At 63.1% G+C, this 24,730-nt stretch carries 27 protein-coding genes; 16 read left to right on the top strand and 11 right to left on the bottom strand.

Annotation, left to right across the window (positions count from 1 at the left end):
• Positions 1-164: 164 nt before the first annotated feature.
• On the top strand, positions 165-1,244 hold the full coding sequence (locus tag AB4037_RS25395; protein WP_441773390.1) for a polyamine ABC transporter substrate-binding protein: 1,080 nt from the start codon (positions 165-167) through the stop codon (positions 1,242-1,244).
• A 46-nt stretch (positions 1,245-1,290) separates the two neighbouring features.
• Here AB4037_RS25395 and AB4037_RS25390 read toward each other — a convergent pair whose 3' ends face one another.
• Positions 1,291-2,595, bottom strand: coding sequence for a glutamate carboxypeptidase (locus AB4037_RS25390; protein WP_441773389.1), 1,305 nt, complete (start codon positions 2,593-2,595; stop codon positions 1,291-1,293).
• A 208-nt stretch (positions 2,596-2,803) separates the two neighbouring features.
• On the opposite strand from AB4037_RS25390, the gene AB4037_RS25385 reads away from it, so the two are divergent.
• Positions 2,804-3,553 carry a rhomboid family intramembrane serine protease gene (locus tag AB4037_RS25385; RefSeq protein WP_434959414.1) on the top strand — a complete coding sequence of 250 codons (750 nt, stop codon included), beginning with the start codon at positions 2,804-2,806 and terminating at the stop codon, positions 3,551-3,553.
• Between the two features lie 153 nt (positions 3,554-3,706).
• Here AB4037_RS25385 and AB4037_RS25380 read toward each other — a convergent pair whose 3' ends face one another.
• Both AB4037_RS25380 and AB4037_RS25375 read right to left on the bottom strand, forming a co-directional pair.
• Positions 3,707-4,927: a glycosyltransferase gene (locus AB4037_RS25380; protein WP_441773388.1), complete on the bottom strand. Its 1,221-nt coding sequence runs from the start codon at positions 4,925-4,927 to the stop codon at positions 3,707-3,709.
• Positions 4,928-5,089: 162 nt separating this feature from the next.
• On the bottom strand, positions 5,090-5,740 hold the full coding sequence (locus tag AB4037_RS25375; RefSeq protein ID WP_441773387.1) for a hypothetical protein: 651 nt from the start codon (positions 5,738-5,740) through the stop codon (positions 5,090-5,092).
• A gap of 592 nt (positions 5,741-6,332) precedes the next feature.
• Here AB4037_RS25375 and AB4037_RS25370 point away from each other — a divergent pair.
• From AB4037_RS25370 to AB4037_RS25345, 6 genes are all read left to right on the top strand, one after another.
• Entirely contained in the window at positions 6,333-7,082 is a 750-nt protein-coding gene (locus AB4037_RS25370; RefSeq protein ID WP_441773386.1) for an electron transfer flavoprotein subunit beta/FixA family protein, read from the top strand.
• Positions 7,083-7,101: 19 nt separating this feature from the next.
• On the top strand, positions 7,102-8,043 hold the full coding sequence (locus AB4037_RS25365; RefSeq protein ID WP_434959418.1) for an electron transfer flavoprotein subunit alpha/FixB family protein: 942 nt from the start codon (positions 7,102-7,104) through the stop codon (positions 8,041-8,043).
• A 223-nt stretch (positions 8,044-8,266) separates the two neighbouring features.
• Entirely contained in the window at positions 8,267-9,064 is a 798-nt protein-coding gene (locus AB4037_RS25360; protein WP_441773385.1) for an alpha/beta hydrolase, read from the top strand.
• Between the two features lie 151 nt (positions 9,065-9,215).
• Positions 9,216-10,100 (top strand): LysR family transcriptional regulator, encoded by an 885-nt coding sequence (locus tag AB4037_RS25355; RefSeq protein WP_441773384.1) that lies wholly within the window; start codon positions 9,216-9,218, stop codon positions 10,098-10,100.
• Positions 10,101-10,344: 244 nt separating this feature from the next.
• Entirely contained in the window at positions 10,345-11,667 is a 1,323-nt protein-coding gene (locus AB4037_RS25350) for a C4-dicarboxylate transporter DctA (RefSeq protein ID WP_441773383.1), read from the top strand.
• Positions 11,668-11,980: 313 nt separating this feature from the next.
• The gene (locus AB4037_RS25345; RefSeq protein WP_441773382.1) at positions 11,981-12,349 is read left to right on the top strand and encodes a helix-turn-helix domain-containing protein; all 369 of its coding nucleotides are present in this window, start codon (positions 11,981-11,983) and stop codon (positions 12,347-12,349) included.
• Between the two features lie 136 nt (positions 12,350-12,485).
• On the opposite strand, the gene AB4037_RS25340 is transcribed toward AB4037_RS25345, so the two are convergent.
• Positions 12,486-12,833: a DUF6428 family protein gene (locus AB4037_RS25340; RefSeq protein ID WP_441773381.1), complete on the bottom strand. Its 348-nt coding sequence runs from the start codon at positions 12,831-12,833 to the stop codon at positions 12,486-12,488.
• A gap of 224 nt (positions 12,834-13,057) precedes the next feature.
• On the opposite strand from AB4037_RS25340, the gene AB4037_RS25335 reads away from it, so the two are divergent.
• The 4 genes from AB4037_RS25335 to arsH all read left to right on the top strand — a co-directional run bounded on the left by AB4037_RS25335 (position 13,058) and on the right by arsH (position 16,120).
• On the top strand, positions 13,058-13,420 hold the full coding sequence (locus AB4037_RS25335) for an ArsR/SmtB family transcription factor (protein ID WP_434959424.1): 363 nt from the start codon (positions 13,058-13,060) through the stop codon (positions 13,418-13,420).
• Positions 13,421-13,522: 102 nt separating this feature from the next.
• Positions 13,523-14,353, top strand: a complete 831-nt coding sequence (gene arsN2 / locus AB4037_RS25330) for an arsenic resistance N-acetyltransferase ArsN2 (RefSeq protein WP_441773380.1) — start codon at positions 13,523-13,525, stop codon at positions 14,351-14,353.
• Position 14,354: 1 nt separating this feature from the next.
• Positions 14,355-15,407, top strand: a complete 1,053-nt coding sequence (gene arsB, locus AB4037_RS25325) for an ACR3 family arsenite efflux transporter (RefSeq protein ID WP_434959425.1) — start codon at positions 14,355-14,357, stop codon at positions 15,405-15,407.
• Positions 15,407-16,120 carry an arsenical resistance protein ArsH gene (arsH, locus tag AB4037_RS25320; RefSeq protein WP_441773379.1) on the top strand — a complete coding sequence of 238 codons (714 nt, stop codon included), beginning with the start codon at positions 15,407-15,409 and terminating at the stop codon, positions 16,118-16,120. Before arsB ends, arsH begins: the two co-directional genes overlap by 1 nt.
• Positions 16,121-16,178: 58 nt before the next feature.
• Here arsH and AB4037_RS25315 read toward each other — a convergent pair whose 3' ends face one another.
• Positions 16,179-17,381 (bottom strand): MFS transporter, encoded by a 1,203-nt coding sequence (locus AB4037_RS25315; RefSeq protein WP_441773378.1) that lies wholly within the window; start codon positions 17,379-17,381, stop codon positions 16,179-16,181.
• A 5-nt stretch (positions 17,382-17,386) separates the two neighbouring features.
• On the bottom strand, positions 17,387-17,740 hold the full coding sequence (locus AB4037_RS25310) for an antibiotic biosynthesis monooxygenase (protein ID WP_441773377.1): 354 nt from the start codon (positions 17,738-17,740) through the stop codon (positions 17,387-17,389).
• A gap of 122 nt (positions 17,741-17,862) precedes the next feature.
• Between AB4037_RS25310 and AB4037_RS25305 the strand changes: the two genes are divergently transcribed.
• Positions 17,863-18,750 carry a LysR family transcriptional regulator gene (locus AB4037_RS25305; protein WP_441773376.1) on the top strand — a complete coding sequence of 296 codons (888 nt, stop codon included), beginning with the start codon at positions 17,863-17,865 and terminating at the stop codon, positions 18,748-18,750.
• 132 nt (positions 18,751-18,882) lie between these two features.
• Here the strand turns inward: AB4037_RS25305 and AB4037_RS25300 are convergent, their stop codons facing one another.
• From AB4037_RS25300 to AB4037_RS25290, 3 genes are all read right to left on the bottom strand, one after another.
• Entirely contained in the window at positions 18,883-19,359 is a 477-nt protein-coding gene (locus tag AB4037_RS25300; RefSeq protein ID WP_441773375.1) for a hypothetical protein, read from the bottom strand.
• A 104-nt stretch (positions 19,360-19,463) separates the two neighbouring features.
• Positions 19,464-20,150 carry a hypothetical protein gene (locus tag AB4037_RS25295; RefSeq protein ID WP_441773374.1) on the bottom strand — a complete coding sequence of 229 codons (687 nt, stop codon included), beginning with the start codon at positions 20,148-20,150 and terminating at the stop codon, positions 19,464-19,466.
• Positions 20,151-20,285: 135 nt separating this feature from the next.
• Entirely contained in the window at positions 20,286-20,687 is a 402-nt protein-coding gene (locus AB4037_RS25290) for a RidA family protein (protein WP_434959432.1), read from the bottom strand.
• A 148-nt stretch (positions 20,688-20,835) separates the two neighbouring features.
• Between AB4037_RS25290 and AB4037_RS25285 the strand changes: the two genes are divergently transcribed.
• From AB4037_RS25285 to AB4037_RS25275, 3 genes are all read left to right on the top strand, one after another.
• A complete protein-coding gene (locus tag AB4037_RS25285; protein ID WP_434959433.1) occupies positions 20,836-21,426 on the top strand; it encodes a TetR/AcrR family transcriptional regulator in 591 nt (196 codons plus the stop codon).
• Positions 21,427-21,852: 426 nt separating this feature from the next.
• On the top strand, positions 21,853-23,070 hold the full coding sequence (locus AB4037_RS25280; protein WP_434959434.1) for an MFS transporter: 1,218 nt from the start codon (positions 21,853-21,855) through the stop codon (positions 23,068-23,070).
• Between the two features lie 189 nt (positions 23,071-23,259).
• Positions 23,260-23,604 carry a hypothetical protein gene (locus AB4037_RS25275; protein WP_441773373.1) on the top strand — a complete coding sequence of 115 codons (345 nt, stop codon included), beginning with the start codon at positions 23,260-23,262 and terminating at the stop codon, positions 23,602-23,604.
• 36 nt (positions 23,605-23,640) lie between these two features.
• On the opposite strand, the gene AB4037_RS25270 is transcribed toward AB4037_RS25275, so the two are convergent.
• Both AB4037_RS25270 and AB4037_RS25265 read right to left on the bottom strand, forming a co-directional pair.
• On the bottom strand, positions 23,641-24,270 hold the full coding sequence (locus tag AB4037_RS25270; RefSeq protein WP_441773372.1) for a LysE family translocator: 630 nt from the start codon (positions 24,268-24,270) through the stop codon (positions 23,641-23,643).
• Positions 24,271-24,334: 64 nt separating this feature from the next.
• The gene (locus AB4037_RS25265; RefSeq protein WP_441773371.1) at positions 24,335-24,727 is read right to left on the bottom strand and encodes an ester cyclase; all 393 of its coding nucleotides are present in this window, start codon (positions 24,725-24,727) and stop codon (positions 24,335-24,337) included.
• Positions 24,728-24,730: the final 3 nt, after the last annotated feature.

The raw sequence follows: 24,730 nt of genomic DNA, 5'->3' as shown, positions 1-24,730 counted from the left end.
TGCAGGGTCGCAATCCCCATCCGTCGGCGTCTGGCGTCGGCGGCAATGACGACGCACGTCCAGAGGAGATACCCATGCCGTCTCGCCCGACACCGATTTGGAGATCACATTCTCGTCGAAGCCGCTTTCGACCGTCCCAGTTGCTGGCTCTGGCCGGTGCGGCCATGGCCGCTTTCCTGGTCGCGGGGGTCGCGTCGGCGGACGAGAAGGTGGTCAACGTCTATAGCTGGGCCGATTATATCGACCCCGCTACCCTGGAAGGCTTCACCAAGGAGACCGGCATCAAAGTCGTCTATGACACCATGGATTCCAACGAGGTGCTGGAGACCAAGCTCTATGCCGGCCATTCGGGCTATGACGTCGTCGACCCTACCGGCCCCAATCTGAAGAGGGAGATTGCCGCCGGCGTGTTCCAGCCGCTGGACAAGGCCAGGATCCCCAATCTCAAGCATGGCTGGGACAAGGTGTTCCAGCGCCTGGCCTTCTACGATCCCGGCAACCAATACGCCGTGAACTACATGTGGGGTACCACCGGCATCGGCTACAATGTCGACATGGCCAGGAAGCGCCTGGGCGAGGCGCCGATCGACAGCTGGAGTATCGTGTTCAAGCCGGAAAACCTAGCCAAATTCGCCGATTGCGGCGTCAGCATTCTCGATACCCCGGACGAACTGATCCCGCCCGCCCTGAAATATCTCGGGCTCGATCCCGATTCCAAGAACCCGAAGGATATCGCCAAGGCGGGGGAACTGCTCAAGGCGATCAGGCCTCATGTGCGTACCTTCAGCTCCTCGGGCTATCTGAGCGCACTCTCCTCCGGCGATCTTTGCCTGGTGGTCGGCTGGGCCGGAGACGTCATTCAGGCGCGCAACCGAGCCATCGAGGCCCATGCCAAGTCTCCCGATAGCCCTCTGGTCGATATCCGTTATGTCGTCCCGAAGGAAGGCGCCCTGATCTGGGTCGACGGCTGGGCCATCCCCAAGGATGCCCAGCATGTCGAGGAAGCCCACGCCTTCATCGACTATGTGATGCGCCCGGAGGTCGCTGCCAGGAACACGGAGTTCATCTCCTACGCCACCGGCAACCTCGCTGCACAGAAGTTCATCAAGCCCGAGATCCTGAAGGATCCCGCCATCTTCCCGGATGAGGCCACCATGGCGCGTCTGTTTACCACCACGGCGCCGGACGCCAAGATTCAGAAGCTGTGGACGCGGACCTGGACCAACATCAAGACCAACGAGTAGGGGCGGCGAAAGTTCGCCGCGCCTCCTGTCTCCTCTCGATGCAGGCCTATTTCGCCTGGCCGGCCGAGACGTCCATGATCAGCCGCGCCAGCAGATAGAGGCGCGGCACTACCGAATCGAGTTCGACATATTCGGCATCGTTGGAATGGGCGCCGAAACCGCGCAGGCCCAGGCCCTCGATCACCGGTCCCTTGGCCTTCAGCGCCGCGAAGGCGGCGTCCGTGCCGCCACCGGAAGCCTTGTCGATCACGGTCAGTTTCTGGCCGATCTCGCCATAGATGGCGCCGGCCCGCGCCGCCAGGGCGCGGCCGGCATCGGTGGGCTGCAGGGGCGGGCGGCGGCGCTCGAACACGGCCTCGATCTTGGCATCGGGCAGGAGTTTCTTGGTGATGCGCTCCTTCACCGTCTTCTCGATGCGGTCGAAATCGGCCGTGCGCAGCATGCGCACATCGGCCTGGGCAGTCGCCTCGGCCGGGATGACGTTGCGATTGGTGCCGGCCTTGGCCACCGTCCAGTTCAGCTTGAGGCCGAGCTTGGCATCGGAGAGACCGCGCATCTGCAGGATCTGGTGCGCCAGTTCGTAGAGTGCGTTGATGCCGCGCTCGGGCGCGGCACCGGCATGGGAGGCCTTACCCTCCACCTTGAGGGCGACTGCGCCGATGCCGGCGGTGGCGAGGGTGACCTTGTCCGTGCCGGTGCCTCCGCCTTCCAGGGAGAACACGGCATCCTGCTCGGCGCCGATCTCAGTGAGAAGTGCGCGCGAGGCGGGCGAGGAGATTTCCTCGTCGCCGTTGATCATCACCGTCAGCGTGTCGTAGTCCTTGAAATCGAGCGCCTTCAGCAGTGCCACGGTGGTGAGGGCGAGGGCGACGCCATGCTTGTCGTCGGCGATGCCGAGGCCATAGGCCTTGTCGCCGTCGATACGGAAGGGCTGCTGGGCCAGCATGCCCTTCAGATAGACCGTATCCATATGGGCGATCAGGGCGATCTTCTTGGTACCGGTGCCGGTGAAGCGGGCAAGTACGATCTTGCCGAGCTTCTCGGGCGTATCCTGCATGCGGTAGACGTCCTTCGGCTCGATCTGCTGGACCTCGCCGCCCAGGGCCTTGAGGCGATCCGCGATCAGGCTCGCGATCTCAGCCAGGCCATCGGGGTCCTTGCTGCCTGATTCGATCGAGACCAGTGCCTTCATGGTATCGATCAAGGACTGGCGCTGCGCTTCGGCCTGTTTGAGCACGGCCTCCTGTGGGGCGGCCAAGGCGGGACGGGTCTCGGCGGTGATGGCCAGGGCAGGCAGCGCGGCCATGACGATGGCAAGGGCAGCGGCGCGAGATCGCGAGCAACGAAGCATCTGGTTCCTCTCGGACTGCGATCACCCTCCAATGACCTGGGCGGATGATGCATAAATGCCGCGCATTATCAAAATAGTATGCGGGATGACGGTAAATAGCCTGTGCCAACGGTTCTGCCCGCTGTCCGACCTTTATTCCCGCTGCTTCTCGCCTTACATTGGTGTTGCCGTCACGCGACTTGCATCGGCATGCGATACGGGGCGCGAGATGATCATACCGCTTTACGATGACAACCCGCACCGGCGCATCACCCGAGCCTATGTGAATTGGGGCCTGATCGCCACCAACGTGCTGGTGTTCGTGTTCTTTCAGTCCGGCTATGTGCCCGGCACCTTCGTGGCGGATACGGCCGGCTTTACCTATTCCTACGGCATGATTCCGGTGGTGCTGTTCCAGAAGATGCAGCTCCCGCCCGAATATATAAGGGTGCCGGAATGGCTGACGCCGATCACCTCGTCCTTCGTGCACGGCTCATGGATGCATCTGACCGGTAACATGCTGTTCCTGTGGGTGTTCGGCGACAATGTCGAGGACGATCTCGGGCGCTGGCGCTATTTGTTCTTCTATCTCGCCTGCGGCGTGCTGGCCTCCTTCGCCTACGCCCTCACCGCGCAGGACTCCACCAGCCCGCTGATCGGAGCCTCCGGGGCGATATCGGGGGTGGTGGCCGCCTATGTGCTGCTCCATCCCAAGGTGAAGATCTGGGTGCTCCTGTTCTTCCGCATTCCGCTGAAACTGCCGGCCTATTGGGCGATCGGGGCTTGGATCCTCTACCAGGCCTATTTCGCCCTCTATGCCTATTTCATTACCTCGACCGACGATGTCGCTTGGTTCGCCCATCTTGGTGGGTTGGTCGCCGGCGCCATTCTGGTGCTGCCGCTCAAGCGCGCGGACGCGCCCTTGTTCGATAACGCGCCGCCCCAGGCGCAGAACGACTGGCGCGACACGTTTGATTGAGCAGGTCCGCAAGACGAGCCTGCAAATGCGCCTGGAATGATCAAGCTTGCGGGCAGGCTTGAACGGGCGCGGTTCGACGACTTTCCTGCATCCCTCCGCCGCTTTGCTCTAACTCCTTGTTTCGACGCATCTTTGCGATTCAAAGTGATTCATTCAGGTCGCTGAACGCTTCATGTCGAGGAGCAGTCTTGCGGCCACTGCCGCTCCATCGCGGCGAATCGTGGCTGAGAAGGCGGTGGCCCTGGCGCTGGTTTTCGGCGCCAGTGCAATAGCGAGCGCGGCCAAGAGCGAGTCGAGGCTCGGGGCCGGGCCGTCATGGGACGCACCGATGCCGAGCGCCGCCACCCGTCCGGCCCAGAACGGCTGGTCCACCACCTGTGGCACGATCACCTGCGGCACGCCCGCCCGCGCCGCCGCCGTGGTGGTGCCGGCACCACCATGATGCACCACCGCCGCGACCTTGGGGAACAGGGCCTGCTGGTTGACGTCGCCGACCAGGAAGCAATCGTCATCTGCCTCCGCCAGAGCGAGTTCGGCCCAGCCGCGAGCAAGCAGGACGCGGCGGCCCTGGGCGCGGATCGCCGCGATCGCCACGGGGCCGGCCGCCTGGGCCGTCGGCATCGACATGCTGCCAAAGCCTGCATAGACCGGCGGGGGACCGGCAGCCAGGAAGGCCTCGAGATCGGCCGGCAGCGGGCGCTCGTCCGGCAGGATCCAGGCGCCGGTCTGTACCACCGTGCTTGCCGCCGGCGGCCAGGGGCTCAGGATCGGGTCCGAAGCTAGCCAGGGGCTGTCGGTAAAGACGTGGTCGCGCACATTGGTGAGCGTCGGCAGGCCGAGCCGGGTACGTAGGCCATTCACGGCACCACCGAACAGGGCGTTCATGACGCCGATATTGTGGTCCCACAAGGCCCGGTTGTCGGTGACCCCCGGCGGGTGGGGGTGGCCGGGATACGCATAGGGCGGATGATGCGGGGAGGGGATGAAGAGCGGGCAATAGCTGACATGGACATAGGCAAGGCCCCGTTCTTCGGCCACCGCCTGTGCCGCGGCGGTGGAGGGAAACAGGCCGCAGCCTACAACGGCATCGCAGCCCTCGGCCGCCGCGGCCATCACCCAATATTGCCCCTCCAGGACCTCTGCCGCCACCCGGGGCAGGTCGACCGGTCCCTCGAGCACTTCGGCCAGCCAGGGCCGCAATGCCCGGAAGGCCGGCACCAGCCTTACACCGGCGCGAGCCAGGACTGCCTCGAACTCCTCATCCGGCGGCACGCAGGCCAGCACCTCGACGCCGAGATCGCCGAGCCGCGCCCCCAGCGCCGCCACCGGTTCGACATCGCCGCGCGATCCAAAGCTCGTCACCAATACACGCATCCGGCACCCTTTCCCTTGATTGCGGTCGAGGGTTGGGTTGATAGCGCCGGAACGGGGGCTTGCCGCAAGGCCCTTGTGCGCTACATATAAGAAACGGAGGAAGGCAGACTGCCTCCTCCGGATCTCCATGCGATATCGCGGCGCCCCAGGGCGCCGTTTTGTTTAGGCGCCGGGCTGTGCGGCCGCCGGTGCAACGGGTTTGGTCTTGGCGGCAGGAGGCTTTGAGGCCTTGACCTTGGCGGGGCTGGCTGGAGCCGGCGCAGCGGTGGCAGCAGGCGTGGCCGCCGGCGGGTTTTCCGCATAGGTCTTCAAGAGCTTGGAACCATAGAAATTTTCCAGCGCCTTGCGGCTCGACTGCACGACCAGAACGCCTTCGATCAGGCCCGGATCCTGGTTGGCGGCTACGATGGCGCCGACCACGCCATTGACCTGTCCTTGATTGCCGACCGTGAACGGCGCCGTCTTGGCGGGCCCGCCTGCCAGATCCGTGACCGTCAGTGTACCCTTGACGTAATTGGCATCGCCGACCAGCAGGGACAGAGCCGGATTCTTCAAATGATAATCGGTCAGGGTGATCGACAGATGCTTGGCCGCGCCGGTCTGAGGCAGGCGCCGCGTGTCCTGGCGCACGGCATCGGTCAGCCGTGGGGCAAAGCTTGCCGGCACTGGATTGCGCGCAGAGGCAATGGTCGTCACCGTCACGTCCTTGACATAGGCCTCGCCGGGCTTGGGAAACATGCCGGCGGTTGAGCAACTGGCGAGACTGGCTGTGACAAAAAGAGCGCCCGTGACTTTCAAACCTGTATCAAACATTGGGAACGTGCTTTCCTTGGGAGCGTGGCTGGAGATCGTCTTCTTGTTCGTGCTCCATGCCTTTGCCGCCAAAGTCGCGGTGAAGAGACACCGCGCCAGTCATTGCGTAGGTTAGGGAGTAGCGAGCAAACCTGAGTCCGAAAACAGCGATCGACTATGCTTTGTGCAAGCCGTGTTTTGCAGGATGTTTGCTTATCAACAGCTTGTTGTTGTTTTCAATTAGGTATGAGGAATGCGAGAGGCAGGTTGTTCGACAATAAAAACAGAAAATGGTAAAGTATTACTTCATTGGGTGGAAACCGATCGGGTTGGGTGGGATATCCGTGTTCAACTTGTCTCGCCTATCGCGGTCGGTGATGCGACCCACTCGCCGCCGAGAAAGCCCGTGACTGGCGCTCGCCCGGTCGCTTCACACAAATGTCGCGTTGACACAAAAAGCCGCGCCCTTTAGCTGACTTGCGTCATCAAGTTCAGCGGCGGCGGTCTTGCCGCGACGTGACGTGTCGGTTCGCCGACAGCGCGGGAGGGGCAAGGCCATTATGCGGTCGTTTCATATCGCTCATCGTTCCGGTTCCCCGTCTGGAGAAGCTCCATGAAAGTGCTCGTGCCCGTGAAGCGGGTCGTCGATTACAATGTGAAGATCCGCGTCAAGGCCGATGGCACGGGTGTCGATCTCAACAATGTCAAGATGTCGATGAACCCCTTCGACGAGATCGGCGTCGAGGAAGCGCTGCGTCTGAAGGAAGCCGGCAAGGCGACCGAGGTCGTGGTTGTTTCGATCGGTCCGGCCCAGGCGGCCGAGACGCTGCGCTCGGGTCTTGCCATGGGCGCCGACCGCGGCATCCTGGTCAAGACCGACGCCACCGTCGAACCACTCGCCGTGGCCAAGCTGCTCAAGGCGGTGATCGGCAATGAGGCACCGGGCCTGGTCATCCTCGGCAAGCAGGCGATCGACGACGACATGAACGCCACCGGCCAGATGCTGGCGGCGCTGCTGGGCTGGTCGCAGGGCACCTTCGCCTCCAAACTCGATGTCGGCAGCGACAAGGTCGACGTCACGCGCGAGGTCGATGGCGGCCTGCAGACCGTCACGCTCAACCTTCCGGCGATCATCACCACGGATCTGCGCCTCAACGAGCCGCGCTATGCTTCGCTGCCCAACATCATGAAGGCGAAGAAGAAGCCGATCGACGAGACCAGCCCCGAAGCGCTCGGCGTCGACATCGCGCCGCGCCTGACCGTGGTGAAGACGGTGGAGCCGCCGGCACGCCAGGCTGGCAAGAAGGTCGCCTCGGTGGCCGAGCTGGTCGACAAGCTCAAGAACGAAGCCGGCGTCATCTGAGCCGAGAAGGATTGATATTATGACCACTCTTCTCATCGCAGAAATCGACGCCACTGGCCTCAAGGACGTCACCAACCGCGCCCTCACCGCGGCCATCGAGCTCGGCGGCCCGGTACATGTGCTGGTGGCTGGCGCCAACGCCCAGGCTGCCGCCGAGGCTGCTGCCAAGCTCGCCGGGGTCGAAAAGGTCCTGGTCGCCGATGCGGCCTATGAGCATCGCCTGGCCGAGCCGACGGCCGCCCTGATCGTCAGTCTGGCCGGCGGCTATGACGCCATCGTCGCGCCCTCGACTGCGGCCTGGAAGAACGTGCTGCCGCGCGTTGCCGCTTTGCTCGACGTCATGCAGATCTCCGACATCGTCAAGGTCGTCTCGCCCGATACCTTCGAGCGGCCGATCTATGCCGGCAACGCCATCCAGACCGTGACCTCGGCCGACGCCAAGAAGGTGATCACCGTGCGCACCGCCTCCTTCGCCGCGACGGGCGAGGGCGGTTCGGCGGCGGTGGAGCCGGCGGCGGCCGCAGCCGATCCCGGCCTCTCGACCTTCAAGGGCGAGGAACTGGCCAAATCCGACCGTCCGGAACTGGCCTCGGCCAAGATCATCATCTCAGGCGGCCGGGCCATGGCCAACCGCGAGAACTTCGCCACCTATATCGAGCCGGTGGCCGACAAGCTCGGCGCCGCCATGGGTGCCTCGCGCGCCGCGGTCGATGCGGGTTATGCCCCCAACGACTGGCAGGTCGGCCAGACCGGCAAGGTGGTCGCTCCCGACCTCTACATCGCCGTCGGCATCTCCGGCGCCATCCAGCATCTGGCCGGCATGAAGGACTCCAAGGTCATCGTCGCCATCAACAAGGACGAAGAGGCTCCGATCTTCCAGGTTGCCGATTATGGCCTGGTGGCGGATCTCTACACGGCCCTGCCGGAACTCAAGGACGAACTCGCCAAGCTCGGCAAGTAAGGAGAGCGGGCGGCATCCGCCCGTCCTCATCGGATGATTTCGATGTGCCGGTCCTCGCGGGCCGGCACATTATCTTTGGAAGACCAGCCAGGCCCACGCGCTGTTCGATTGCAGCGCCCGCAGTGGGGTTGAAAGGTTTTCCTCCGTTGTTCCCTTCGCCCTTGCGTTCCCTGCCGGCCCATGGCGAATTGCGCTTCCTGTGCCGTCCTGGGAAGTCTGTCTGGTGTCGAAGTTCCTGATTGTCATCGCCGCCCTGGCCGCGGCGCTCTATCTGGCGGCCTTTGCCGCTTTGGCCTTTGCCCAGCGCTCCTTCGTCTTTCAGCCGAGCGGCGAGGTACTCGCGCCCGCCATCGCCGGTGCCGAAGTCGTCAAGCTGCGCACCGAAGACGGCGAGACGTTGATCGCCTGGCATGTCGCGCCCGCGCCGGGTAAGCCCCTCCTGCTTTATTTCCACGGCAATGGCGGCAATCTCACCTTGCAGACCGAGCTGCTGCAGGCGCTGACCACCGGCGGCAACGGTTTGATGGCGGTGGAATATCGTGGCTATCCCGGTTCCACCGGTTCGCCCTCCGAGCAGGGGCTGCTGCTCGACGCCGAGGCTGCCTATGCCAAGGTGCTCGCCCTCGGCATCGCGCCCGAGCGCATCGTGGTGGTCGGCCAATCCCTGGGCTCGGGCGTGGCGGTCGCCCTGGCGGCCCGCCACAAGGTGGGCGCAATGGTGCTCGATTCGCCTTTTACCTCGGCTCTCGCCGTGGCTTCCCGCCTCTACGGCATGTTCCCGGTGCGCTGGGTGATGCTGGATCCCTTTCCCTCCGACCAGCGCATCGGCCAGGTGAAGGTGCCGCTGCTCGTCGTCCACGGCACTGCCGACGGCGTCATTCCTTTCGAGTTCGGCAAGGCTCTCTATGAACTCGCCAACCAGCCCAAGACCTTCGTGCCCGTGGAAGGGGCCAGCCATCTCAGCCTCGGCTATGTCCTGCCCGAGGTGCGGGCATGGATCGGCGGCGTGATGGCGCGCTGATCGATTTCCTCACACAGAACTGGCGAGCCGCCCATCGCGCACTGGGCAGCAATAGGATCGGGTAGTGTTGTGAAATATCAACAAGACTCGAAGATGACGGGCTAACCTCGATTCAACGAGGGGTGGCCAAGCTGCCGGACAGGGGGAGACCATGGAACTGCGTCATCTGCGCTATTTCCTCGCTGTCGCTGAAGAGCTCAATTTCAGGGCAGCCGCCGCTCGGCTCCGCGTTTCCCAACCGCCTCTCAGTACGCAGATTCAAGACCTGGAATACGAACTCAAAACCCAGCTCTTCCTGCGAAACAAGCGGCGTGTCGAATTGACCACCGCAGGCCTGGCCTTTCGCAATTATGCGACCGCGATCATCGCGCAGGTGGATGAGGCCGCCGAACAGACCCTCGCCATTGGCCGGGGGCAGATCGGAACCCTCGACCTCGCCACCACCGGATCGGTGCTGATGGGGCCGCTGGCCGGATTGATCGCCAGGTTTCGCCTGCAAGTGCCGGAGGTCCAGGTGCGCATTCGCGAGATGCCGCCGCTCGAGCAGGAGGCTGCCCTTCACACCCGCAAGATCGACATCAGCTTCTTGCGCGGGCCGGTCGGCGACCCCGATCTGGTCACCGAACTGGCATGGAAGGAAAAAGTCGGCGTGGCCTTACCGCAATCGCATCCGCTGGCGGGCAATAGCCGGATCGAGCTGTCCGAACTGAGAAACGAGCAGTTCGTTTTTCTGAGGATGAAGAATTCGCGGTTTGCCCGCTATCTCAAGGAATGCTGCATCGAGGCGGGATTTGACCCCAATATTACCCAGCAGGTCGTCGAATCCTATTCGCTGCTCAGCCTGGTTGCTGCGGGCCTGGGTGTTGCGCTCGTGCCGGAGGCGGCGAAGGAAATGTTGCGGCCCGGTGTCGTCTACCGGGCCCTGGTGGAGCCGGCGCCGGTTGCTGATGTCATCATGCTGTATCGACCGGATCGCAGCGCTGTCGTGACCCGATTCCTGAGTGAAACGCGCGAATATTTTCAAAGCTCGCCCTAGGCGCAGCGGGGATGCCTTGGCGTAATCTCTCGGCGGCGGTGCTGTGGCATCCGATTCCATGATGCGGAATCGCGCCTTCTGACCTGGAGATTTTATGCTCTAAGCATTGCTGCATACGGCACCATTGAGATCGGGAGTGTGGCGGACGTTTGGGAGAACGTGCCGTCACCGGACCCTTCCCGGGAACCGACAGCTCCTTCGGCAAAATCAGAAACAACAACGGTGCCGACCGTGGAGGAAATATATGCTCAGATTCTTCAGATCCCTGTTCGGGCAGGTGGTCATAGCGCTTGTGTTGGGAATAGTGGTCGGCATCCTCTGGCCTGGCTTTGCCAGCCAGTTGAAGCCGCTTGGCGATGCCTTCATCAAGCTGATCAAGATGGTGATTGCGCCCCTGGTTTTCGGCGTCGTCGTCCATGGTGTCGTCGGGGCGGGGGATCTGAAAAAGGTTGGCCGGGTCGGCGTCAAGGCCATCGTCTATTTCGAGGTGGTGACGACGATCGCCCTGTGCCTGGGCTTGCTGATGGCCCATTTCTTCCAGCCGGGCGTTGGCATGAACATCGATCCCAAGGCACTCGATGGCAGCGCGCTCGCCAATTACACCGATCATGTGCGCGAAGTCACCGGCGGGGTCGACTTTCTGCTGCGCGTCATCCCGACGACTGTCACGGACGCTTTCGCCAAGGGTGACATTCTCCAGGTCCTGCTGATTGCCATCCTGTTCGGCGCCGGGCTGTCCCTGCTCGGCGAACGTGGCCGGCCCGTGGCCGACTTCATCCACATCGCCACCGACGTTCTCTTCAAGATCATCGGCTTCATCGTCCGGCTCGCTCCGCTCGGCGTGTTCGGCGCCATCGCCTTCACGGTCGGCAAATACGGGGTCGGTTCCCTGCAGCAACTGGGCTATCTCGTCCTCCTGTTCTATGTCAGCGTGATCTTCTTCGTGCTGGCGGTGCTTGGCACCATCATGCGGCTTGCCGGCTTCAGCCTGTTCAAGTTCCTGGTCTATCTGCGCGAAGAACTGACGATCGTCCTGGGCACCGCCTCATCCGACGCTGTGCTTCCGCAGGTCATGCGCAAGCTCGAGAAGATGGGGATCAAGGATTCCACTGTCGGCCTGGTCATCCCGACCGGCTATTCCTTCAATCTCGATGCCTTTTCCATCTATCTCACGCTGGCCGCGGTATTCATTGCGCAGGCTACCAACACGCCGCTTTCGGAAACCGATCTTCTGGTCGTGCTGGGCGTCGCACTGCTGACCTCGAAAGGGGCGCATGGCGTGCCGGGATCGGCCATCGTCGTTCTTGCCGCCACCCTGTCCGCACTGCCCGTCATTCCGGTGATCGGCCTGGTCCTGGTGTTGTCGGTCGACTGGTTCATGGGAATGGCGCGGGCGCTCGGCAATCTCATTGGAAACTGCGTCGCCACCGTCGTCATCGCCGTCTGGGAAGGTGATATCGACAGGGCTCAGGCCAACCGCGTCTTGAACGGCGAGCGCTCCGATCCCTACGAAAAAGCGGCGCAGGAGGCCGCCCGGCCCAGCAAAGAGGCTTCATCGACCCGCTAGAACGTTCTTCGTTCCAGCGGGTTCGCAAAGGCGCGCCGAAAACAAGGCGTTGGAAGAAGCGGCACTTCGCTGAACGCACTTTGCCTCAGCGCTTCTCGAGCCTCCCTCTGCGTCCAGCAAAGGGGGGCTTTTTCTTGGGGACATTGCGTGGCTGATAGGGATGATCCGGTCCGTACGACGGCTGCGCGGCGGGTCGATTGTCCTGCCAATAAATATCTTAGGAATATCACCCGATCCAAATGATATATTGGACGTATAAGAGGAACAGCAACATAACCGGGAGGCATCCACAAAACAACGGGAGGGAGAACCGGTGTCTGCTTTGGAAGCAATCGAGCACCATCTTGGCCATGCCGCTGGAGAAACGCCGGGGCTGCCTTTCGGTCATTCTCCGGAATTTCGTGAAGGTCGCGACATTCCTGTCGCTCATGGTTGCGTCCAGGCCGTGTTGCGGGCCCTGTCGATTCTCCGATGCATTGCTCAGGACCAGCGCGGCATGACGCTTGCGGAGGTCGTTCGCGGCACCAGCCTGGCTCCATCGACGGCGCATCGCCTGCTTACCACGCTTCAGAGCGAGGGCTTCGTGCAATTCGAGGCTGCGGCCTTGCGCTGGTTCGTCGGCCCCAGCGCCCATCTGGTCGGTATCGCCTGCCACCCGCAGAGGCGGCGGGTGTTTTCGTAAAAGGCTGAGCGTCGCCCCTCCCTGCCGACTGGCATGTCAGCTCTCCTCCGCGCACCGTCCATCGGCCCGGTCGATATCGATGGAGGTTTTCGGCAGAGATCCGGCCGGGCGTGTCTTCAGCACTGGCTTGTTCCGCCTAACAGCATCCTGACCGTGCCGTCTGCGAGGGCGCACAGCAAGCAGATTGACCAGCTTGCTGCTGCGATCTGTACCTGGGTTTGCAAATCGCCGACCGGGCGCCGAGCGCCAGGACGATGCTATCCTTGTCGACCCGCATGCTGTTTACATCGAACACCTGCATCGCCGCGCCGGGCGAGCCGATCTCGAAAGTGAGGCGCGCATCGGGGTCCAGGGGGAGATGCCGATCGACCTGCCGAAGGATGCTCCGGAACTTCTCGACGGCCAGAAACTCGTGAGTGCCGGCAGGAGCGAGATCTTCGACCTGCAGGATCGTCTCGCGCCAGGAATCGGGGTTGCACCGCAATCCAAGGTGACGAAGGAGCCGCCTTGATCTCGGTCACATGGTAGCCGGGCCATACCATCCTCTCGCCATAGTGCAGCACCCGTGCCTTGCCGGCATGCGGTTCGAGGGCGGCAGGCACATGTCCCAGTGAGGCATCGCCGCCAATTCGATCGTCAGGGGGCTAGCGGTCGCGTTCATGTTGTTGTATTGAATATTTCAATGACTCTTGAGATATTGAGATAAAGATGGATGAAAAGCAAGCCCTCGATGCCTTTGCGGCCCTTTCGCAGGAAACCAGGCTTCGAATCGTCCGGCTGCTGGTGACGGCTGGACCGGACGGCATGGCGGCCGGGGTGATCGGCGAGGCTATGGATGGGGCTTCCTCCTCGCGCATGTCGTTCCACCTCAGTCACCTCGAACAGGCCGGCTTGGTCGAATCGCGCCGGGAAGGGCGCTCGATCCTCTACAGCGCCGCCTATCCCGCCCTCGCCGGCCTGATCGAATTCCTGATGCGCGATTGCTGCCAGGGGCATCCGGAAGTCTGCAATCCCGCCGTCGCTGCGCTTTCCGCCTGCTGCGCCCCTCGAAAGGAAACCACCCATGCCTGATCCGCATGCGCCTTCGCCGGCGCGCAGCGCGTTTTCGCTTGCCGAGATCGGTCAATCCAAAGGGGCAACCTCGCCCCGCAACAGCGCGGCGTGAACGCCGACATGGATATCGTCATCTATCACAACCCCGATTGCGGCACCTCGCGCAATACGTTGGCGCTGATCCGGCAAGGGGGTATCGAGCCCCATGTCATCGAATATCTGAAGACGCCGCCCTCGCGCACTTTGCTGGCCCAGCTCGTCGCGCGCATGGGCATTGGCGTCCGGGACCTCGTCCGGCAAAAGGGCACGCCCTATGCCGAGCTCGGATTGGAGGTTCCGGATCTGACGGACGACCAGCTCCTGGATGCGATGATGGCGCACCCGATCCTGATCAGCCGCCCCATCGTCGTCAGCCCTTTGGGCGTGAAGCTCTGCCGCCCTTCCGATGTCGTGCTCGATCTGCTTCCGCCAGCAGCCATGCCGTCAAGCATGCAAAAGGAAGACGGGGCGCCCTTCCTGAAGGACGTACCGGTCGATCCGAGCGATCCGGTTCTCATCGCTGCCCTGCGGGCGGAAGACCTCCCCGTCGACGATCTTGCCGAGACGGACCGCATTTTCTTTGCTTACCGAACGCTCGATGGTCAAATCGTCGGATTTGGCGGCTATGAGCTTCTGGGCGCCGATGCGCTGGTCCGATCCGTGGTGGTCTCGCCGGAGCTGAGAAGAGCCCGGATCGGCCGCAATATCGTGCCCTTGCTGTTGTTCCGAGCCCATGAGGCCGGCGCAAAGCGTGCCTGGCTTTTGACGACGTCCGCGTCCGATTTCTTCTCGCGCCTCGGCTTCAAGCCGGTGGAGCGGGCCGAAGCACCCACCGCCGTCCTGGCGACGCGCCAGGCCTCATCCCTCTGCCCGGCCAGCGCCATCCTGATGCGCCGCGAGATCAGCTTCTGATATGTCCATATTCGAACGTTATCTGACGCTTTGGGTGGCCCTTTGCATCCTCGCCGGCATCGCGCTCGGCCATACGATGCCGGCAGCCTTCCAGGCGATCGGCGCTGCCGAAATCGCCAAGGTCAATCTGCCGGTCGCCGTGCTGATCTGGCTGATGGTCATCCCGATGCTGCTGAAGATCGACTTTGCCGCCTTGCGCGAAGTCGGCCGGCATTGGCGCGGCATCGGGGTGACCCTCTTCATCAACTGGGCCATCAAGCCCTTCTCCATGGCGCTGCTCGGCTGGCTGTTCGTCGGCTGGCTGTTCCGGTCCTCTCTGCCTGCCACGCAGATCGACAGCTATATCGCCGGGTTGATCATCCTCGCCGCCGCGCCTTGCACCGCCATGGTGTTCGTCTGGTCGAACCTGACCAGAGGCGAGCCGCATTTCACCTTGAGCCAGGTTGCGCTCAACGATGCGATCATGGTTATCGCCTTCGCGCCGATCGTCGGCCTGCTGCTGGGGCTCTCGGCAATCACGGTGCCGTGGGGCACGCTCGTCCTGTCGGTCGGGCTCTACATCGTCATTCCCGTGCTCGTGGCGCAGGGGCTGCGTCGTCGTCTGCTGGCTGCCGGCGGCCAGGCGGCCCTGGACCATCTGCTCGCCCGCCTCGGCCCCGTCTCCCTGCTGGCGCTGCTGGCGACCCTGGTGCTGCTCTTCGGTTTCCAGGGCGAGCAGATCATCGCGCAGCCTCTGGTGATCGCGCTCCTTGCCGTGCCGATCCTCATCCAGGTCTATTTCAATGCGGGGCTTGCCTATCTGCTCAACCGCGTTGCCGGCGAACGGCATTGCGTCGCCGGCCCCTCGGCCCTGATCGGGGCATCCAACTTCTTCGAGCTTGCCGTCGCCGCCGCGATCAGCCTGTTCGGCTTCCACTCGGGAGCAGCCCTGGCCACCGTGGTCGGCGTGCTGATCGAAGTGCCGGTGATGCTGTCCGTCGTCTGGATCGTGAACCGGTCCAAGGATTGGTATGAGCGCGGTTCTGCCGTAGCCGCCGCCGAAGGACGCCGCTGATGATCGAGGATCTCCCGAATATCACGCCCGATTGCCTGCGGATCCCTTCGCTCGATCGCCTGCGGCCGAAGGCCTCGACACACCCGCCGCGCATATTGCTACTCTATGGCTCGCTGCGGGAACGTTCCTACAGCAAGCTGCTGACCCTGGAAGCGGAACGGCTTCTCAAGCATTTTGGGGCGGAAACCCGCATCTTCGATCCTCTCGACCTGCCGCTTCCCGATGCCGCACCGGCAGACCATCCCAAGGTACGCGAATTGCGGGAGCTCTCGGAGTGGTCGGAGGGGCAGGTCTGGTGCAGCCCCGAGCGTCATGGCGCCATGACCGGCATCATGAAGGCACAGATCGACTGGATCCCGCTGGCGATCGGGGCGGTGCGGCCGACCCAGGGCAAGACGCTGGCGCTGATGCAGGTCTCTGGCGGCTCGCAATCCTTCAATGCCCTCAACCAGATGCGCGTGCTCGGCCGCTGGATGCGGATGATCACCATTCCCAACCAGCCCTCGGTGGCCAGGGCCTATGAAGAGTTCACGCCCGGCGGGCGGATGAAAGCCTCATCCTATTACGAGCGTGTCGTCGACGTGATGGAGGAACTGGTCAAGTTCACCCTGCTGACGCGTGATGCCTCGGACTATCTCACAGACCGCTACAGCGAGCGGAGGGAAGAGCACGAAGCTCTCGAGGCCCGTCTGAAGCTGGCGCAAGTGCGATGACCGGAACCCCACGCCGGCCGCTTCCTCCGAAGCTACCGGCTTCATGTCGTGGCGAGCGCTACGACGACGGAAAGCCCTGCCGCCGCGCTGACCAGGTGACCAGCAGGCAGGGAATGAGAAGCGCGAGCAGGGCCGGAGGGAAGCTGCCGGCGCCGGCCTGGTCGAGCAACAGGCCGCCGAGCAATCCTCCACCTGCAATCGCCAGGTTCCAGGCGGTGACGAGCATCGACTGGGCGATGTCGGTGGCGTCACCGGCTGCGTGGGCGAGTGCTGTCTGGAACAAGGTCGCCGCCCCGCCGAACGCCAGGCCCCAGATGGCGACGGCGGCGTAGACGAAGGGGGCGGAAGCCGGCCACAGCCCCAGCATTGCCGCAGCCAGGACAAAGAGAGCGCTGGAGAGCAGAGCCAAGGACCTCGGCTTGCGATCGATGAAGGCACCGACGATCCAGATTCCGACAAGCGAGAACAGGCCGAAGGCGAGCAGGATAATGTCGACCTGGTCCGCCAGGGCTGCCAGGCGGAGGAAGGGTGCGATATAGGTGTAGAGGAGATTGTGGGCGAGCACGAAGGCCAGCGTGACGAACAGGATCGGTCGCACGCCCGCCATGGCCAGCACCGCAGCGAGGGAGGACCGCCTTGCACCGTCCTGTCCCGGGAAGTCGGGCAGCTTCATCGAAATCCAGACGATCAACAGGGCCGCGATGGCGCTGAGCACACCGAAGCAAGTGCCCCAACCGATGGCCTTGCCGAGGAAGGTGGCGGCGGGAACCCCGATCGACAGTGCCACAGGCGTGCCGATCATGGCGATCGCGATCGCCTTTCCCTTCTGGTGGTCGGGCACCAGGCGTGCGGCATAGCCGGCAAGCAGCGCCCAAAGCAGCCCCGCCGAGATGCCTGCCAGGAATCGGGCTACCATGGTCAGTCCGTAGAAAGGCGAGATTGCGGTGACGCTGTTGGCGAGGGCGAAACCGGCGATGGCGAACAGCAGCAAGGGACGACGGCGCAGGCGCTGCGTCGCGCTCGTCAGCGGTATGGCGGCCAGCAACGATCCGAGCGCGTAGATCGTGACCATCTGGCCGGCATAGGATTGTGAAACAGAGAGGCTGCCCGCGATCTCGGGCAGAAGCCCCGCCGGCAGGGCTTCCGTCAGGATGGTGATGAAACCGGCGAGGGCCAGGGCGATCAAGGCCGGTAGCGGGAGACTGCCCCCGCCGGCCAGTGCCCGATCGGGTACGGGCCTGCCCGATGTCGAATGCGTCATGGCGATCAGGCGGCCGTGCGCTTCGGCAAGACAAGGTCGCCGACGGTGTAGGTGTGAAACTCGCTGCTGGAGACCTCGTCGAGCTTACGGAACTTTGCCACGAAGACGGGGTCGGAGAAGAACTCCTCGACATTGCCGGCGCCCTGGATCGCCTCGATGTTGACGACCGTCAGTCCGTCGGCGCTTTTGGCCAGGGTGCTCCACAGGAAGCCTTCCTTGCGTTCGGCCACATAATGCACCACGTCCTGGATGACCGCGAAGGCCTCCTCCTGCTTGCCGGGACTGGCGTGAATGACGTTGACGATGAAGGTCGTCGGCGTGGGGGAGGCCGTGAAGGCGGCGGGTGATTTGATATCCATGATGGTCTCCGATGAGGTGCGGCAAGCCGGCCGCAGCGACATCTGGATATCGGTGGCGAAATAGCGGATAAACGAGCCGGTATTCACATCAAATCGGAAAATTATTCCGCAATCGTCAGGTCATGGATAAGCTCGGCACCCTCGGTATCTTCATCCAGGTCGCGGAGGCCGGCAGTTTCGTGGCAGCGGGACAGCGCCTGGGTCTGTCGGGCTCGGCTATCGGCAAGGCTATCGCGCGGCTCGAGGAAGAGATGGGCGTGCGCCTGTTTCACCGTTCGACCCGCAGCATGGCCTTGACCGAAGAGGGCAGCTTCTTTCTCGACACCTGCCGGCGCATCCAGTCCGATTTCGAGGCGGCGCAGGCGCAATTGTCGCGAGCGCAGGCAACGCCGCGTGGGCAGTTGCGCGTAAGCCTGCCACTCGCCGGCATGCTCTTGATGCCGACGATCGCCGCCTTCATGGCTGAATATCCCGAGATCAATCTCGACCTCGACTTCACCGACCGGCTGGTCGACGTCATCGAGGAAGGCTTCGATGCGGTGATCCGGACGGGTGAGGTCAGGGATACCCGCCTGATGAGCCGCAAGCTCGGAACCTTCAAGCACCGGATCGTCGCGGCGCCCGCCTATCTCGCTGCCCATGGCGTGCCGACAGCGCCGGAAGACCTGCTCGGCCACCGCTGCCTTCATCATCGCTACGCCAATTCGGGCAGGTTCGAACCCTGGCCACTGGTGCGGGACGGGCGAGAACTCAAGCTCGACCTGCCCCAGACCACGGTGGCGAGCACGCTGGAGCCTCTGATCTACCTGGCCGAGCGCGCCTTCGGTATCACCTGCCTGCCGCCCTTCGCCGTCGCCTTGGAACTGGCGCAAGGCAGCCTGGTGTCGCTGCTGGAAGAGCATCTGGCCGAGGCCGGCACCTTCCGCGTGCTGTGGCCGACCAATCGCTATCTCTCCCCGAAAGTGCGGGTTTTCGTCGACTATATGGCCGCGAACCTGTTTGCGGCCTGATCAACGGAGCGGAAAGGCGCGCTTTCAGTCATTGCGAGCGCAGCGAAGCGATCCAAGGCCGCAGGCGACGCACCCTGCCAAGACCGGATTGCTTCGTCGTTCCCCAATCGGATCCGGGATTCCACTTGGCGTTTATTCGACTTTGCCTCGCCAGTTGCGCACGATGTCACCGAACACTGAAAGCTGTTTTGCCAAATCGGGCCTGATTTCGGAGAGTTGCTTGGTGTAGTCGGCCAGGGCGCTATCGAAGCCCTCGGGGTTCTGTCTGCGCAGATTGGCCAGGCGGTTTAGCGTGGATGCCACCGTCAGCTGAACGTCGTCCTGGAATTCACCACTCTTGGCATAGGCGGTACCGAGGGCCGCCAGGGTGATCGGATAGGGCACCACGGTCTTGCGGCTCTTGGTGTTCGGCAGGTTCTCCTCGAGGGCAGGCTGATAGTTGTCGGCGCAGGCGACGACGGTGTAGAGGCGGGTTTGGGAACCGAGCCGGATGTCGAAGTTTCCCTGTTCGGATGTGCGGGCAACGTCCAGGCGCTTGGCGTCCGCACTCGCTTCCTTTTGGCAGGAGCCGTCCGGCACGACCTGGACCCCGGCGGCCCAGGCTCGCACTTCGGCTCGCAGCGGCTGTGTGGTGTCCTGGTCGACGACGCGTCCCCGATGAGGGAGCTGATTTTCGTCGCTCGTGGCGGATGAGACTATCGTCAGTGACGCCACTATCGGAAAAATCGCCAAGAAAGGCAGATGCCGATAAGCCATATGATCCCTCCCACCATCCAGATCGTCCAGCCTAGTCCATCAACGTACGCAGTCCGCAGAACTTGGGCGTCTGCCGGTGTCACCTGCACCCTTTGGTCGGTCAGTGTATTTGCCCCGCAGTCGACGATGATCGCCTGCGGACGAACCAGGCCCTGGATTTGATAGCCGGGAGCAGGTCCGCCGGCGTTGAGCTTCAGGCTGGCGGCCCGATCCCAGCCGGTAACGTCATAGGTGCGGCAGGCCACGTTGGGCGGCACGGAGATGAAAGCCTGCACGATGCTGTTGGAGCCGAAGATCTCCAGGTGATTGCCGACGGCGGAGGGGCTCTCGATGATGCGCACCGACGTCCGGGCGATCACGGCGTGGGCTAGAAAATAACTCGCTGTGCTGGCCAAGATCATGAGAAGGCCTGCGGCGACGACAAAGAAGGCAGTATTTGGAGCAGGGCTGGCTGCTCCAGCTGGTCTTGCCCATCGATAAAGCAGTTGCAGGACCGCTATGATCAGGCAGACATCGATGAAGGCAACCAGGATAAGCCGCCATTCCAAACCGAGGTTGGAAAGCTGCATTGCGCTTTCAACGATTCCCGCCCCCAGGGTTGCCGGAAGCCCCCAAAAGGATTTCAAGAGTTTGGCGATGCTCATGAACGCCCGGCAGCCTGGCTGGTGAGGGGAGGTCGCATCTCAACGCCCTGGGCCCTTGAACCCAAGGCGTCGGAGCCACTTCGAGATCCTGCGAATACTCTTCCTGCCGTGACGCGCGCGTGTATTGCCCCCGAGTCAGTCTGCGCTTTCGGGAATGCGGGCGATGACCTTGATCTCGAAGTCGAAACCCGCCAGCCAGTTCACGCCGATTGCCGTCCAGTTCGGGTAGGGCGGCCGGTCGAAGATCTGGTTCTTGACCGCCATGATGGTTTCGAACTGGTTTTCGGGATCGGTGTGGAAGGTGGTCACGTCGACGATGTCGTCGAAACCGCAGCCCGCCACCTTCAGCGTTGCCTGCAGATTGTCGAAGGCCAATTGCACCTGGCGCTTGAAGTCGGGCTCCGGCGTACCGTCTGCACGGCTGCCGACCTGGCCCGAAACGAACAGAAGGTCGCCCGATCGGATCGCCGCCGAATAGCCATGCGCCTCGTAGAGCGCATGCCGATCCGCGGGGAAAACTGCCTCACGCTGTGCCATTTTTCAGTCCTCTTCTTTTCATGATCCGCTGACAACCGCAGGGGCTTCACATGGCCCTGTCGCATTTGATATACGTTCCGTATTTGGATCTATGGACATACGTGCTGTATGTCAACCCAAATACGTCGCGTATATGAAGGGGACTGAGATGGTTGCCGGAAGCCGGGCCGAGACGATGGAGAAGAATCGCGCCAAGTTGATTACGGCCGCGCGCAGGGCTTTCGCGAAAACCGGCTATGCCGCGGCCTCGATGGATGAACTGACGGCCGAGGTCGGACTGACGCGTGGGGCGCTCTACCACAATTTCGGCGATAAGCGTGGGCTTCTGGCGGCCGTGGTCAATCAGATCGACGCCGAGATGGCAGAGCGCGCGCATGAGGCCGCTGCCCTTGCCCAGGACGAATGGGAAGGCCTTCTGATCGAGGGCGTGGCCTATATCGAGATGGCGCTCGATTCCGAGGTACAGCGCATCGTTCTGCGCGACGGGCCGGCTGTCCTCGGCGATCCCTCGCAATGGCCCAGCCAGAACAATTGCCTGCAGGCGACCAAACGAACCGTCGAGCGCCTCATCGGGCAGGGCATCATGAAGCCGGTGGATGCCGAGGCAGCGGCCCGGCTCTTGAGCGCGTCCGCGCTCAATGCGGCCTTGTGGATCGCGGCGAGCGAGGAGCCCGAGAAGGTCTTGCCGAAGGCCGTGGAGACTTTCCGCGCCCTGGCGACGGGCTTGCGCCGTCCCTAGAACTATTCCCCGCTCATCCTGGAATATCGCCGGATTTGTTACTCCCACCTCCTTGATCGCCAATGGCAGGGTCGCGCTCACCGGTCGAGGGCAAGGATCGGTCGAATGGGAGGCTTGCGACGACGAATCCGGTCTGAGGTGGCGGCAGGGGGAGACTGACCAGTTCGCTCTTCATTCGCCATGCCCGGTTTGCGCTTGGCGAATATTCTGATAGCATCTTGCAACCAGAATATTTTTGCAACCGCATGTCGGATTTTCAGTTGTTCGTGCGTCCTTGAGGTATCGCCGCGGTGGCCTGGAGCAGGCCTTGTTCAGATTTGAATGCTCGTTTGCTCCGGCACCTCGTTTCACCACGTCTTTGCGTTTCCTGCCGCCGTGCGGCAGAGCGCGAGACGCGATGGCCCGCGGCACAGGAACGGGTGGACCATGATGGACAAGAATTCCTATCGTTGGGTGATCGTCGCCGCGGGCGGCTTGCTTGGATGCGTTGCGATCGGCGCGATGTTTTCGCTGCCGGTTTTCCTCAAACCCATGTCGGCGGAGACGGGCTGGTCGGTGACCGGCATTTCCACTGCCATGACCTTCGGCTTCCTGGCGATGGCGCTGGCCAGCATGGTCTGGGGCGGCCTGTCCGACCGCTTTGGCCCGCGTCCGGTGGTGCTGGCCGGTTCGATCGGCCTCGTTGCCAGCCTGGCGCTGGCCAGCCAGGCCGGATCGCTGATTGAATTCCAGCTCGTCTTCGGCGTACTGGTAGGGGCGGCGACTGCTGCGATGTTCGCGCCGATGATGGCCTGCGTTACCGGCTGGTTCGACACGCAGCGCAGCCTCGCCGTGTCGCTGGTCTCGGCCGGCATGGGCATGGCGCCGATGACGATGGCGCCGCTCGCCGCATGGCTGGTAACGAAGTATGACTGGCGCACCTCGATGCTGATTCTTGCCGGCATTGCCGCCGCCACCATGATTCCTGCCTCCCTGTTCCTACGGCGGCCGCCTGCGCTCATCGAAGGCAATGAGGCGGCACTGGCCGACGAGCCGCAATCGGATATGACTGTGCGCCAGGCAGTGCGCTCGCCGCAGTTCATCGTGCTGATGCTGGCCAATTTCTTCTGCTGCGCCACGCATTCCGGGCCGATCTTCCACACGGTGAGCTATGCGGTGACCTGCGGCATCCCGATGATCGCCGCCGTCACCATCTACAGTGTCGAGGGCCTGGCAGGCATGTTCGGGCGCATCGGCTTCGGCTTGATGGGCGATCGTTTCGGCGCCCAGCGCATGCTGGTGATCGGACTGTTCGCCCAGGCGTTCGGCGTGCTGTTCTATGCCTTTGCCAACCAGCTTGGCCAGTTCTACGCCGTGGCCATGGTGGTAGGCTTCATCTATGCCGGTGTGATGCCGCTCTATGCCGTGATCGTGCGCGAGAACTTCCCGCTCAAGATGATGGGCACCATCATCGGCGGCACGGCGATGGCCGGCAGCCTGGGCATGTCACTCGGCCCGCTGCTGGGCGGTATGATCTACGACCACTTCAATACCTATATGTGGCTCTATGTCGGCTCCTGGGGCATGGGCATCGCGGCCACGCTGATCGCCCTGACCTTCCGGCCTTTCTCCAAGACAAGGGAGCAATTGGCTCCTGCCGGGTGAGGGATCTTCGATACCGCGCCGGCGTCAGGGGACCCTGCGGCTCCCTGAGCACGCCGGCGCCCGCAAGCTACTTGGCTGCCATCATAGGGGGCGTGGCGGAATTTCATCCATTGAGGAAGTCCTTGATCCAAGGGGTAACAACGTTACGAATCCGATTGACGAGAAAAAGCAAAACCGGAGGTCATCTCCATGCCGTTACTCACGAAGTGGAAGACACCCCTTCTCGTGACGGCAGTCTCGACCGCCTTCCTGGCCTCGTGGGTCATCCTCTCGCCCTATAGATCCGCCTGCACCACTGAGGTCGTGGAGGCGGAACAGGCCATGCATGCTTCGGATCGGGAGTTGAGAGCCGTCAGCGCGAATGACAAAGGGGCTATCTGCCAAGTCTACCGGCGGCGTGTCGAGATGCTGAAAACAGCGGCTCCCGTGATGCGGCGGTGTGGGACGGCTCAGCTGAATGCCGATGCCGACTGGTCGGCACGGGTGACCGAACTCGGCTTCTATCAGGGGCTCGTCGCGCAGCAATGCGGCTGAGCCCGCCCGGTTTGCGCGATCAACGCCGCGGCCTTGCTAGCCCCTCTGCAAGGCGAGATGGACGCCCATCCCGACCAGGATCGCCCCGCCCACGCGGCGCATCAGCCGCTGCACGCCGGAGGAGCGCTTGAGCCGGCCGATGATCACGGCGGCCAGCATGACGACGACGATATCGACGAGCCCGAACAGGATATTGGCGACCGTGCCCAAGATGGCAAATTGCAGCCAGAGCGGGAAAGATGCGGCGCCGTCGACGAATTGCGGCAGGAAGGCCAGGAAAAACAGCGCGGTCTTCGGGTTGAGCACCTCGACGGTGATGCTCTGCGCGAAGGCCTGGCGGGCCGAGCGAGTGCCGCCGATCGTCCCGCCATCCGCACTTTGCCGCGCCCGGAACAAGGTGATGCCGAGCCAGATCAGATAGAGGGCGCCGGCGAGCTTGACGCCAGCATAGACGATCGGCACCGCATGGAACAGCACCGACAGGCCGGCGGCTGCGGCGGCGACATGGGCATAGGCACCCAGATGCAGGCCGAGCGCTGCCATCAGCCCGGCCTGCCGCCCACCCGCCATGGTCCTGGCCGCCGCATAGAGCATGGAGGGACCCGGCAGGACGGAAAACAAGGCCGTCGTGACGATGAAGGCGAGCAACACGTCAAAGGAGGGCATATCGGGGTCTTCCATCGGCTGCGGGATCTGGCGGCGACCATAGCACCCGATATCGGCCCTGTCGTCAGCGCCCCAGCTGGGCCTCGATCGCGGCTTTGTCGATTACAGACCATACCGAGACGATCTTTTCGGCCTTGAAGGCGTAGAATACGTTTTCCGTGAACGCGACCTTGCGTCCATCGAGCTTCAGGCCGAGGAACCCCGGCTTCGGCGTGCAATCGAAGGCGAGCCGGGCCGCCACAAGGGGTGGTTCGCAGACCAGGAACTCGATGTGGAAGGCGAGGTCGGGAATGTCCTCGAAATCCTTGACGAGCATGCCGCGATAGCCTGACAGCCCCAACCGCCGGCCATTGTGCACGACCTCCTCATCGACATGGCGTCCGAGCTCGCTCCAGTCCTGCCGGTTGAGGCAAGCGATATATGCGCGATAGAGGTCGGCGAGAGTTGTAGATTCCATCGT

This window comes from Labrys sp. KB_33_2 (assembly GCF_052114505.1).
Classification (GTDB): Bacteria; Pseudomonadota; Alphaproteobacteria; order Rhizobiales; family Labraceae; genus Labrys.
Note: the sequence above shows the minus strand (reverse complement) of the source record. Positions and strands in the feature narration are given on the sequence as shown.

Bases quoted from the DNA above. Each gene is read 5' to 3' on its own strand.
- AB4037_RS25275 (WP_441773373.1), top strand. From the start codon at position 23,260: ATGCCGTTACTCACGAAGTGGAAGACACCCCTTCTCGTGACGGCAGTC.
- AB4037_RS25305 (WP_441773376.1), top strand. From the start codon at position 17,863: ATGGATAAGCTCGGCACCCTCGGTATCTTCATCCAGGTCGCGGAGGCC.
- AB4037_RS25380 (WP_441773388.1), bottom strand. From the start codon at position 4,927: ATGCGTGTATTGGTGACGAGCTTTGGATCGCGCGGCGATGTCGAACCG.
- AB4037_RS25385 (WP_434959414.1), top strand. From the start codon at position 2,804: ATGATCATACCGCTTTACGATGACAACCCGCACCGGCGCATCACCCGA.
- AB4037_RS25265 (WP_441773371.1), bottom strand. From the start codon at position 24,727: ATGGAATCTACAACTCTCGCCGACCTCTATCGCGCATATATCGCTTGC.
- AB4037_RS25315 (WP_441773378.1), bottom strand. From the start codon at position 17,381: ATGACGCATTCGACATCGGGCAGGCCCGTACCCGATCGGGCACTGGCC.
- AB4037_RS25355 (WP_441773384.1), top strand. From the start codon at position 9,216: ATGGAACTGCGTCATCTGCGCTATTTCCTCGCTGTCGCTGAAGAGCTC.
- AB4037_RS25390 (WP_441773389.1), bottom strand. From the start codon at position 2,595: ATGCTTCGTTGCTCGCGATCTCGCGCCGCTGCCCTTGCCATCGTCATG.
- AB4037_RS25350 (WP_441773383.1), top strand. From the start codon at position 10,345: ATGCTCAGATTCTTCAGATCCCTGTTCGGGCAGGTGGTCATAGCGCTT.
- AB4037_RS25395 (WP_441773390.1), top strand. From the start codon at position 165: ATGGCCGCTTTCCTGGTCGCGGGGGTCGCGTCGGCGGACGAGAAGGTG.
- arsH (WP_441773379.1), top strand. From the start codon at position 15,407: ATGATCGAGGATCTCCCGAATATCACGCCCGATTGCCTGCGGATCCCT.
- arsN2 (WP_441773380.1), top strand. From the start codon at position 13,523: ATGGATATCGTCATCTATCACAACCCCGATTGCGGCACCTCGCGCAAT.
- arsB (WP_434959425.1), top strand. From the start codon at position 14,355: ATGTCCATATTCGAACGTTATCTGACGCTTTGGGTGGCCCTTTGCATC.
- AB4037_RS25270 (WP_441773372.1), bottom strand. From the start codon at position 24,270: ATGCCCTCCTTTGACGTGTTGCTCGCCTTCATCGTCACGACGGCCTTG.
- AB4037_RS25285 (WP_434959433.1), top strand. From the start codon at position 20,836: ATGGTTGCCGGAAGCCGGGCCGAGACGATGGAGAAGAATCGCGCCAAG.
- AB4037_RS25365 (WP_434959418.1), top strand. From the start codon at position 7,102: ATGACCACTCTTCTCATCGCAGAAATCGACGCCACTGGCCTCAAGGAC.
- AB4037_RS25335 (WP_434959424.1), top strand. From the start codon at position 13,058: ATGGATGAAAAGCAAGCCCTCGATGCCTTTGCGGCCCTTTCGCAGGAA.
- AB4037_RS25310 (WP_441773377.1), bottom strand. From the start codon at position 17,740: ATGGATATCAAATCACCCGCCGCCTTCACGGCCTCCCCCACGCCGACG.
- AB4037_RS25290 (WP_434959432.1), bottom strand. From the start codon at position 20,687: ATGGCACAGCGTGAGGCAGTTTTCCCCGCGGATCGGCATGCGCTCTAC.
- AB4037_RS25375 (WP_441773387.1), bottom strand. From the start codon at position 5,740: ATGTTTGATACAGGTTTGAAAGTCACGGGCGCTCTTTTTGTCACAGCC.
- AB4037_RS25295 (WP_441773374.1), bottom strand. From the start codon at position 20,150: ATGAGCATCGCCAAACTCTTGAAATCCTTTTGGGGGCTTCCGGCAACC.
- AB4037_RS25370 (WP_441773386.1), top strand. From the start codon at position 6,333: ATGAAAGTGCTCGTGCCCGTGAAGCGGGTCGTCGATTACAATGTGAAG.
- AB4037_RS25280 (WP_434959434.1), top strand. From the start codon at position 21,853: ATGATGGACAAGAATTCCTATCGTTGGGTGATCGTCGCCGCGGGCGGC.